We start from the raw sequence: 11,465 nt of genomic DNA, 5'->3' as shown, positions 1-11,465 counted from the left end.
CTCCCCTTCCCGCAGCGCACTACGTCCTGCGAGCCAATCCCGTCTCGCCTGCGGGATGCGGTCAATGGCTTCCCCGTACCGGTAATCATCTGCCTCGTGCATAACAATTTCCCGTTCCAGAAGTGTCTTGAGCTCATCGATGGTGCAACCCTCGATGGCAAAGGACTCCGACGTCTCGCCAGTCTTCACAGTAATGGTGAGGACTGTGCCGTTCGCGCCGGTATCCTCGGAAACCTCCAGCTCACCGCCGTGTTTCAGCTCTATCGAAACAGAATGATTACCCGGGCCCTCAATCAAGTGAGCCTTTTCGAAGATTGCTTGCTGAAGATCTACCACCGCTTGTGTGACGGCATCTTCTTTCTGGTAGCTGCTGATGCGCTTGCAAACCCGCTCGATGAGCAGTCCAATAAACGCAGTCAACAGGGTGATGGTCGCCGTCACTGTCCCACGTGAGCGGGAAATATTGAAGTCCCCCGCCCGTTTCCCCATGATTTCTTCACTGTTGGCGGTGGCACCCCAAAAGGCTTTACGGCTAAACGTGGGAACGTTTTTGCCGTCCACGCCCAGCCGGAAGGCTTCGTGCGAGCCTCCCCCGAAACGGTTCTCCTGCCCATCAATTGGAGTTTTACCGAAAAAAGCTCGTGCAAAGGTTTGTGCAGTTACAACCGGCATAGCGGAGGTGGTCCTGGTCAATTTACGCTGTTTAGCTTGCCATTGATGCACGGATCGCTGAAAAGGGGGTTCCCTTCTCCTTGCATTCGGCTTCACCATCGAACGTGCAGGACAATTCGCTTGCCCGGATGGCTGTAGGTCAACACGCTCCATGATGACTAGGATCGGGTTAACGCGCATTGGCGAATCTGCCTGAAGTTCACTAATTTGCGTGCTGTCCGACCCGCGGCCAGCCGAATCCGAGCCGATGGGGTCGAACGCCACCCTGAATTGCGGGGCGTTGATGCTCAGTGCGGCGAACCACTTTGGCGTCTCAGATTGCACAGATCAAGACGGCTGCGCCGCGACGCTTACCCAGCGCCGAAGACAGCACGTAAAGCGATTAGATTCGTAAGCACCTCGCGGCGGCCGTCGTAAACGCCGGCGTGGCACGAGATCAAGGTAGTGCCCATCATTTTCGATTTGATGGACACCACTGTGACAGAGTCGGAAGCCAAGCCGAGTAGCCGCAAGGGACGCCCGAACCATGATCCGGAATTTCGACGCCGGCTTGCGGCCGCGGCATGTGAGCCCGGCTTGTCGGTCGCAAAGCCGGCGCGGAAGAGTGGCATCAAAACGCGCTGCGTTGCGTCGCGTGAGAATGGGCCGGACGAACTTCTTGTTCGCGGTCTCCGACAGCGGGGGCGAGCGGGCTGCCGCGATGTACGGTCTGATCGGAACGTGCAAGCTGAATGGGATCAACCCGCGCGCGCCCCTCGAATACGTCCTGACTCATATCGCGGGCCATCCCATCAACCGGGTCGATGAACTGCTGCCCTGGAACATGGCCAGCAAGCTGCCCCCGCACCCTGACTTACCCGCGTCTACTGCCGGATTCCCCATCATGCCTCACGCGAACGTCCCGTTGCGAACGGCCGTCGCGAGGTGCTGAATTAGATTCAGGTGTTTACCTGGAAGCAATGCCCGAGAGCACCACGCATACTGACACTGCGATCCGGTCTCCTTGTGATGTGGATGTACTTAAGCCGCGATGTATTGCGGCCTCTTCTTTACAACCGGCTGCGATTGACAAATGCATTTCATAGTGCACTGTTTCTCAGGCGACCCTTGACCGCAAATCCGTCCGTCAAAGCGGGGCATTCTCCATCAACCCATCTCATGGGGGCTATCATTCTCAATCAACCCATCTCATGGGGGCTATTCAAGCACACCATCGCCCCGCCCGATCTCTCTGGGCTCCGGCACTATCTGCACGTGATAGAACGCGTCGCAGCGACTGATTTCGGATTGGCGGCCGTTAGCGTCGCCCATCATGCCGCAACATTGTCTTTGGCGCGGGCTTCACCTCGGTTGCGGGAATGTTATCAAGAGCCGCTGCTCAGTTATAAAAGGACCATGAGTCTTGCTATAACTGAACCAGCTGCAGGCTCGAATCCGAGAGCGATGGTGGCAGAGGGAAAACACAGCGAAGCTTGTTGGTCGCTTTCCGGCGAAAAAAGCTGCATCACTGGCGCGACTGCCACTGGACTCGCAGTCACACTTTTCCGTGCTAGCAACGTCCCACACGAGTTAACGGCAGCGGTCGTAGCCTTGAACTCGCGCGGCCTGACGCTATCCGAACCACATCCTACGCTCGGGCTGCAGTCCTTGCCGGTCCGCGATCTCCACTTTAACAGCGTCCCCGTGGAGCCGTGGCAAATCGTCGGTCAGGTCGGGCAAGGCCTGGAAGTGTTGTCCGATGTATTTTTATTCTCCCGCTTTTGCGTTGGTGCAATGGCACTGGGTGTCATGCGTCGCTGCTTTCAGCTCATTTACCGTTACGCTTCGCGACGCACTGTCGCGGGCGGCCCGCTGATTGACAATCCCGTCGTATCCCGGACCCTGCAACGCATTGCAGCTGAGATCTCTCTACTCAATGCCTTTACGCAGACTACTGCGCCGGTGTTAGTCGACACATCCCAAGCAGATCTGGCAGCCGATCTAGCCATCGTGACTAAGGTCGCGGGGTCCGAGTTTGCCTGGAAAGCGGTTGACGATACGGTTCAACTGTTGGGCTGGCGTGGCTACTGTGAAAACAATATTGCTGCACAGCTTCTCCGGGACGTGAGATTTCTCCGAATAGGCGAAGGTCCGACAGAAGTCCTTGCAACACAGTTAGGAGGTGCGCTCGTTTCCGGACAGAGTCGCGTGATGGCATGGCTCAAGGCAGGGCATTCCACGTCGCCTGCGGCGGATTGGCTACAGACTGCGGCAGCGACGTTCGCACGCCAGGACAACTACGGCTTTCTCCATGACTTCGGATGGCTGGCAATATGGAGCTGTCTGAGAGGCTGTACGAAGCTTGATTCGATCGCCGCTCACCGCGCTGAGCGAGGATGGAAGCACGCACTTGACGTCGCACGAGACAACTTAGATGAACTATTAGATGGTAAGGACGGTAACCTGAACCATTGGCTACCTGTATATAGCAATGCGATCGGGTCGCTGGACTGCATGACTGCAGAGGGAAGCCAACTCGATCCGTTGTTGCAAGCACGACGATCCATTGGGATCGACGAAAGACTTCTCGGCCCAATCAAGCCTGCTCCTGAACAAACCGTTGACGCAATGATCTGGGCACAGATCCGGCGCACGCCCGACTCCATCGCTTGCCGAGACCAGTGGGAAGAATTGAACTACCGGGAACTCGGCCGTCGTGCGATGAGACTCTCGGGCGTGTTGGCGCTTCACGGAATCAAGCCGTGCGACACCGTGGCCGTGCTCACCGGACGCAGCGTTGACGCGGTAGTCGCTGCTTTGGCTGTGCTAAGCGCGGGTGCGTCACTCGTAGTGCTTAACCAGAATAATCCAGCAAGTCGTCTGACCGGGATGCTGGTCGATATTCGCTGCACCACCTTGATTGTCGACAGTCAGACGCGGCAAATACTGAGTGATGAGCTCTTCCAGCACATTGAACTCTCCTCTCTTCCAGAGAGCGTTCCGTTTGTTGAGCCAACCGGCCATGTCGACGCGCCGGCTTATATAAACTTTACATCGGGCTCCACCGGCCGGCCTAAGGCTGTCGCCGTTCCTCATTCCGCGCTTGCGAATCAGATACGCTGGCGACAGGAAGAATTCGAAATCAAGGCAAGCGATTGCGTTTTGCAGTCTGCCTCGCCGGGCTTCGACATTTACATCTGGGAAATGTTCGGTCCGCTTGCCGCTGGCGCATGCCTCGTATTTCCCACCTCTTCCTCCGCGAGCTGGGACCCGGGTGTCCTGATCAACTCAATCGAGCACCATGGGGCGACGATCATACAAATCGTGCCGTCCCAACTCGAAGTGCTGCTGGAGCACAGCGAAATCGAGCGTTGCAAGTCGATACGTCTCGTGATTTGCGGTGGCGAACCACTTCCTGTCGCGTTGAGTCACAGAGCCATGTCGATACTTAGAGCCGAACTCGTTAATCTGTACGGCCCCGCTGAGGCCGGTATTGATGCAACGTTTCATCGGTGTGGAGTCGAAGATGGCAATTCCGGATGGATCCCCATAGGCAAGCCCATTGCTAACGCCCGATTGTACGTTGTCGATCCTGAAGGACAGCTCGTTGCGCATGGAGAACCTGGGGAACTTTGGATCGGCGGCACCGGCGTGGGACTTGGCTATGTCGCCGACGAGGACTTAACACAGAAGCTTTTCTTGAGCGATCCTTGGGCTAGTACTTCGAAGGCACGTGTGTATCGCAGCGGGGATCGAGTGCGCGTTCGATCGGATGGAATTCTGGAATTCGCGGGACGCCTGGATAGGCAATTGAAACTCCATGGAGTGCGGATTGACCCGGCTGAAATCGAGCAGAGCCTTTGTGCTTTCCCTGGGGTCGAGCAGGCGGTGGCGAACGTCCAAGAACGAAAAGGAGGCCAGCCAGTGCTTGTCGCCTATATCCTTGCGAAGGGTGCTTGCGGAACGCTGACACAAGACGCCCTCCGGGAGTATGCACAAAGCCATCTTTCGCCGTCGATGATCCCAAGCATTTTCGCCATTGTCGATCATTTGCCACGCACACTGACTGGAAAGGTTGACCATCGCTCGTTGCCTCCCATTGAGTGGGACACGATCAAAGAGTCCAAAGAACCATTCGACGTGCGAATCCAGGCACTCGCCAGTATCTGGGAGGAGGTACTCGGCGTACCTATTGGCAGCGCTGAAACCGATTTCCTTTCCATGGGCGGATCTTCACTGGCCGCTATCCGAGTAGCGGTCCGTGTACGTGAACAATTCAAAGTAGATGTCAGCCCCAAGGATGTCTTGGACACGCTAACGCTTGCACGTCTTTCCGCTCGCATCGACGAGAAAACAACTGCTCGTCCCGACAACGCGCACATCGTGGTCGGGCTGCAACCTTCCCCAACGACCCGCGCGGGAAGTATTCCGTTAACGCCAACGCAAGCAGCGCTTTGGTTCCACCAACGCTTGATACCCGATTCCGGTGTCTATAACGTCGTTGAAGCGGTTCGCATTGGCGGATTGATTGCCGTATCAACTCTGCAAGCGGCATTCACCGAAGTCGTTATTCGACATGAAACCTTGCGCACGATTTATCCGGAGATGCGAGGCCTTCCAACCCAGGAGATTTTAACCCCCGACCCAGTAAGGATCGAGTGTGCAGATCTGCATGCCGATTTCTTGGCGGGCGGAGAGCAGGCAGTACTAGATCACCTTTCCCTTTTTGCGCGGAAGCCCTTTGACCTTACTCGCGACCGCCCGTTGCGCGTCCTGCTCTGCAGTGTCTCTCCGACGAAACACTGGTTATTGTGGGTCGTCCATCACATAGCGGCGGATGGTTGGTCTGCTGCCAGCATATTACCGTCCGAGCTCACTCGTGCTTGCATCGACGCGGGCCCAACCCATTTGGAGTCGTCGTTACCGCTTCAGTTCGTTGACTATTGGCGCTGGTATGACAAGGCGACGCCAGCACATCTCAGGCAGCAACGTGCCAACTTCTGGCGCGAGAGGCTTTTGGGTGCACCTGCGGAGAGTACGGTGCCGCCGGACTTCGCTCGTCCTGCAATCGGGATGGGTCGGGGCAAACGTGTCGACTTGAAATTCGGCTCCGGTGATCGCCTGCGGATGCGTGAGTTAGCGCATGAAATGAAAGTGACGCCCTACGTGATTCTCGCAAGCGCTTTTGCTGCCTGGCTAAGGCGTGCCAGCGAGCAAGATGAAGTAGTGATTGGAACTGCGCTCTTTGGTCGGCATCATCCGAGCGCGGAAAAAATGATCGGCAATTTCGCCAATATGGTGCCTTTGCGCTGCTCAGTTGACCCAGACTCGAGCTATACGTCACTAATCCAAAATCTAAGCTCTGAAATCAAATTCGCGATTGCGAATGAGATTCCATTTTCCGAGATCGTCGACGCCGTTTCGCCGTCTCGGTTTGGAACGCGCAATCCACTATTCCAAACTGCTATCAGCCTTTACGACGGAACCATCTCACCATTGCAATTCCCTGGTGCAATAGTTGAATCGGCAAGCGTCGACCCACAGACATCTAAGTTTGACGTTCTAGCTTTTCTCGTCGATGACGGAGCGCAGATGCACGGCTACCTCGAATTTGACGCCGAGCTCTTCGCAGAGAGCACCATGTATCGCATGGCTAGGCAATTTGTAGACAAATTTCGCCAAGTCATCGACCATACAACACGCGGAGCTAACCAATGAACGAAAAGCATTTCGAATCGAGCACGTCAATTAACCCAACAGTCGGACCATTGACGCAGGCGCAACGTCGAATTTGGCTGCTTGATCAACTCATTGGCAGCGCCCCCGAACTGGCATCGCAGCGCTTCTTTAAACTATCGGGCGCTCTCGATGTGGTCGCCTTGCGACGGGCGCTGCAACGGCTACTGGTCCACCACGAGGGGCTACGCACACAGTTCCGAACTGAAGGGGAAAGCCCGATGCAGTTCGTTACCGAGCCCAAGCTTGAGCTCCAAGAAATCAACCTCTCCGCGGCACAAAACACGAACGACCAGGTCCACGCCTTCATCCAGGCCGAATCACGGCGACCAATCGAGTTGCGAGAAGGCCCCCCCTTCCGTGCCCTCCTCTTGAAACTGAGTTCCACAGAGCACATTCTCGGTTTGAACTATCACCATATCGTTGCCGACCTCTGGGGCGAAGCATTGCTGTATAGAGATTTGGCCGATCTCTATACAGGAGCCCTTCACGATACCATACCGGCCGTAGCTCATCAAGCATCCCTGATTCAGCTCGCTCGGCTGGAGTCGAACGACAGGGATTCTTCCCTTGAGCAGAAGTGTCGGCAGTATTGGCAACAACAGCTCGAAGGCTGCGTTGCCTATCTGCAGCTTCCGTTGGATAAGCAACGCCCGTCTAAAGCGACCTTCAAAGGCCGAGCTTGCGAAGTCGCGCTCGAGGAAGCGCTCGTTGATAAACTTGGAAGGTATGCCGAAGAAAACACTATCCCTCTCGACAGAGTGATTTTTGCAATTTGGGGATATCTGCTACATCGATATAGCGGGCAAGAAACGCTGATCGTCGGTTTTCCAATCAACACGCGCAACGAACGACAAGAGAATACAGTCGGATACCTCTCGGCGCTGTTGCCAATTCGATTTGACTTCCCGGATAGTGTCACGCTCGATTCGCTGTTGAGCACGCTCCGCGCGAGACTGGCGGCGGCAAGCGAGCATGCCCACCTTCCTTTTGACAAGCTGGTCGACAGCGTTGTGACTGAGCGCCATACATCGCGCATGCCACTTGTTCAGGCGGTGTTTGTCCCGCCCGTGGACGGTACTGACATGCCAAGGCTGCAAGGACTCTCTGTTTCCATCGTCGAACATGATCCTGGGCGCGCGCTTTTTGAGTTAGGGCTGGCCGTTACCCATACTAACGGAGTCGTAAAACTGCGCTTGGACTATCAGTCGCAGTGCTGGGAAGCCAGTAGCGCATCGCACATGCTGAAGCATCTGCGCAACCTTTTGGAACATGCGCTGCATGAGCCGGGATCGCCGCTTAGCCAAGCAAAGCTACTCTCTTTTCAAGAAGAGCAACGGGTGCTCGATCAATCCACTCCATTCACCATTGAGCCCACACGCCGCGATTTGATTGCGGCTATCGAGCACTCGGTTTCCCGATTTCCTGATGCAGAAGCTATCCGGTGCGAAGGACGCAGCCTCACGTATGCGGAACTGGATAAGAAATCAGATCTCATTGCCGACCGGCTTCACGACCTCGGCGTGCGACCTGGCGACCGTGTCCTCTTGTTGGTAGAGCGCAGCGAGCGCGCGGTGGCGGGGATCTTGGCGATCTTGAAAATAGGTGGCACATATGTTCCCATCGATCCTAGGTGGCCAGCGCAGCGCGTAAACTTCGTGCTCTCCGACTGTGCCCCGGCGGCGGCGATTGTGGACGGCGCCGCTCGGACAGCGGTCGATTTTGGCAGCGTTCCCCATTTAGATATGGATTCGGACTCTTTACAGTCCACGTCTTGCGCACGCAAACGAATGCCGATCATTGTGCCATCCGATCAGGTTGCGTACATTATCTATACTTCTGGCTCCACAGGGAAACCGAAAGGTGTTGAAGTTACCCATCGTAATGTGCTTCGATTGTTTGCGGCTTGCCGAAAGCTATTTAGCTTTTCAAAGAACGACAGATGGAGTCTTTTTCATTCGTTCGCGTTTGACTTCTCAGTCTGGGAAATGTGGGGGGCCTTGTTGCACGGCGGATGTGTCGTCATAGTGCCGTGGCTGGAGTCACGCTCGCCTGACTCGTTCCGCACCCTGCTTGCGGAAGAGCGCATCACTGTCCTAAGCCAAACCCCGACCGCCTTTCGATTGCTTGATGCCGCCGATAAGCAAGCCAGCGGAAAACCACTGTATTTACGCTATATTGTGTTTGGCGGAGAGGGGTTACCCTTCCCGATCCTACGAGACTGGTTTCACCGACATGGAGACCACGAGCCCACCTTGGTCAACATGTATGGCATTACAGAAACAACTGTCCATGTCAGCTTCCGGAAAGTGTCTGCCTCCGATACGAATACGGCCGCGCAGTTAATCGGACGGCCGCTCCCCGATCTCGAATGCCTTATATTGGACAGTCGCGGTCACATCCAACCCGTGGGGATCCCCGGTGAAATTTGCGTGGGCGGTGCGGGGCTCGCGCGTGGATACTATCGCCAGCCTGACCTCACAGAGGAGCGCTTCATCTCCCATCCTTACCGCACCGGTCAACGGCTCTACCGTAGCGGTGATCTTGGCCGATGGACCAACTCAGGTGAATTGGAATATCTTGGGAGACTCGACAATCAGGTCCAGCTGCGTGGATTCCGTATCGAGCTAGGTGAGATCGAGGCTGCCCTAACGGAAGTGCTTCGTCCGGAAGCCTGCCATGTGATGCTTCGCGAAGATGACGGTACGCCAAAGCTTATCGCGTATCTGGTGGACCACGGCGGTATCGAGCTTTCGCTTGCTGAAGTTCGACGCCGTCTAGGTACGCGTCTCCCAGAGTACATGTTGCCTTCCGCGATCATGTACATCTCCGCGCTGACGCTTACGGTCAATGGGAAGGTCGATTCAAAGGCATTGCCCATATCACGATGCTCGGATGACAGTAAATCGACCTCAGCGCGTACCGACGTAGGCACTTGTCAGATTCTTTGTGAAATTTTCGAGCAAGTATTGGGTGTAGACAAAATCGAGGAAGACGACAATTTTTTCCAAATCGGAGGCAATTCCATGTTTGCGGTGCAACTGGCCGCCCGGTCCGTCGAGATGGGCCTAGAGTTGTCAGTAGCCGACGTCTTCGTCCATCAAACGCCGCGCGCATTAGCGACCCTCGTGGAGAATCGTGGTGCTCCGCATGCCTCGATAGCCCATGAGGCATCTGAACCGAACACACAGTTGAGTTGTCCACGTCCCCCCATCTGCTTGCCGGACAATGTGGAGGAGGTTTACCCCATGGCAGCGCTTCAGCTGGCGATGTTGCTCGCGGGAAACAAATTTGGCTCGCACGTTTATCACGATGTGTTTCGCTGCACCATATACGCTCGGTGGGACGAAAATGCATTTCGCGACGCTGTGCGTGAACTCACGGAATGCCACCCCATTTTGCGCACATCGTTTCATTTAGAGGACGAAGTTGGTCCGCAACAACATGTACACCGGAGCGTCGAATTCCCAATAACAGTCCAAGACCTGCGTTCGATGTCTGGCGAGGACCAACGTCAGCACCTCGCCGCGCAAATGCGTGCCGAACATAATCTTCCGCTGGACCGGCAATTACCCCCAGTGGCGCGGATGGTCGTTTTGCAAACCGCCGAGAGCCACTTTCAATGGCTAATGAGCTTCCACCATGCGCTATTGGACGGCTGGAGTGTCGCACAGTTGGAGAGTGAACTCGGTACGCTATACAACCGCCATTTGACAAAGCGTGCCACTATGCCGCACTCGCCACCAAAAGTCACCTATAGGGATTTCATCAAACTGGAGCAGGAAACCCTATGCGGCCCATCGCTACAATGGTGGCGTGAAAGGCTTGCTGGTGCCAGAGCGGCTTGCTTTCGAAAAAAGCGCTACGGTGCCCAACTGGCAGTTCGATGGACAACTCTGTCGCAAGAGATGACTCGAAAGCTGCAATCATGCGCCGACGCTCAGAAGGTCCCACTCAAGAGCCTATTGCTGGCCGCACACGTTGCGGTCGTGGCGGTGTTGGCACGTAGTGGCGAAGTCACCACTGGAATCGTGACTAACGGTCGACCTGAGGTCAGCGATTCCCAACGTGTACTAGGGCTATTTTTAAATACTGTTCCATTGCGCGTATCACTTCACGGACTCTCTCTGTCTAATCTTGCTCGGCAAGTTTTCCTCTCCGAGAGTGTCATGATGGCGCATCGGCGTTTGCCACTGCGCGTCATCCAACGTGAATGTGGTGTGGGTCCTCTCTTCGACACCGTATTCAATTACGTGAAGTTTGACGGCGGAAATAAACTAATAACGCAGCGAACACCGATTGTTCGAGAGCAGCTGGTAGAGCATACCGAATATCCGTTCGTTGTCGTGTTCAGTCAAGAAAAATCGGAGCTTGGCTTCGGTATTGAATACGACCCCCAGATCATCAATGAAGAGCTTGATTCCATTGTCGGGTGCTATATGGACTTTTTAGTCCAGCTCGCCGAAGGTGGAAATGCAGCAGCTTATGAGCTTCATCGTTACGCCGATTCTTTACCATGCCTTCTCGAGATATCCGATGACGTTATTATAGCGGAGCGCCTCGCCGACAAATCTCGAGAGATGTCGAGCGTGCGCCGCAAACTCCACTCGGTGTGGGAGAACGTGCTTGGATACCCTATCGATACGACGCTGTCGCTATGTGACAATGGCGGTGACTCGATCGACGCCCTTGTGCTAAGTGAAAGGATCGCAAAGGTATTCGACTGTAAACCACCGCTTCAAGTGCTTCTGCAAGGCGCGACAGTTGAGACACTCCTATACTCGGACGCGCTATTCAATCCCATTACGAACCCTTAATAAAACGAAGAAAAGGGGCTGTTAGCCCTCGATTAATGCTGTTAGCTGCTCGTTGTTTCGGCGATAAAAGGGACATGGCTGAACCTATACTCGACGACGAGCTCTGGGCACTCATCGAACCGTTACTGCCCCCTCTAATCTTACTGTGTCATAAAACACATGGCATTATAGGAGCTTCTTCATCCTTTGCATGAGGAAGTGATGGACTGGGAGACGTCGTTCGACGAGTATTTGGAACATCTATGTGAGGCAGTCAGACAT

At 55.2% G+C, this 11,465-nt stretch carries 3 protein-coding genes and 1 pseudogene; 3 read left to right on the top strand and 1 reads right to left on the bottom strand.

Annotation, left to right across the window (positions count from 1 at the left end; all coding sequences use genetic code 11):
• The coding region (locus tag IAG25_RS40370) for a hypothetical protein (RefSeq protein WP_187609810.1) at positions 1–672 on the bottom strand (672 nt) is incomplete at its 3' end.
• A gap of 622 nt (positions 673–1,294) precedes the next feature.
• Between IAG25_RS40370 and IAG25_RS40365 the strand changes: the two are divergent.
• The 3 genes and pseudogenes from IAG25_RS40365 to IAG25_RS40355 form a co-directional block, all read left to right on the top strand.
• A pseudogene (locus IAG25_RS40365) lies at positions 1,295–1,603 on the top strand (transposase domain-containing protein); the annotation flags it as partial.
• A 176-nt stretch (positions 1,604–1,779) separates the two neighbouring features.
• Positions 1,780–6,369 carry a non-ribosomal peptide synthetase gene (locus IAG25_RS40360; RefSeq protein WP_187609809.1) on the top strand — a complete coding sequence of 1,530 codons (4,590 nt, stop codon included), beginning with the start codon at positions 1,780–1,782 and terminating at the stop codon, positions 6,367–6,369.
• A complete protein-coding gene (locus tag IAG25_RS40355) occupies positions 6,366–11,204 on the top strand; it encodes a non-ribosomal peptide synthetase (RefSeq protein WP_187609808.1) in 4,839 nt (1,612 codons plus the stop codon). The genes IAG25_RS40360 and IAG25_RS40355 overlap by 4 nt, the downstream gene beginning before the upstream one ends.
• The last annotated feature ends 261 nt before the right edge of the window (positions 11,205–11,465 follow it).

The sequence above is a fragment of the Caballeronia sp. EK genome (assembly GCF_014384845.1).
Classification (GTDB): Bacteria; Pseudomonadota; Gammaproteobacteria; order Burkholderiales; family Burkholderiaceae; genus Caballeronia; species Caballeronia jiangsuensis.
Note: the sequence above shows the minus strand (reverse complement) of the source record. Positions and strands in the feature narration are given on the sequence as shown.

Bases quoted from the DNA above. Each gene is read 5' to 3' on its own strand.
- IAG25_RS40355 (WP_187609808.1), top strand. From the start codon at position 6,366: ATGAACGAAAAGCATTTCGAATCGAGCACGTCAATTAACCCAACAGTC.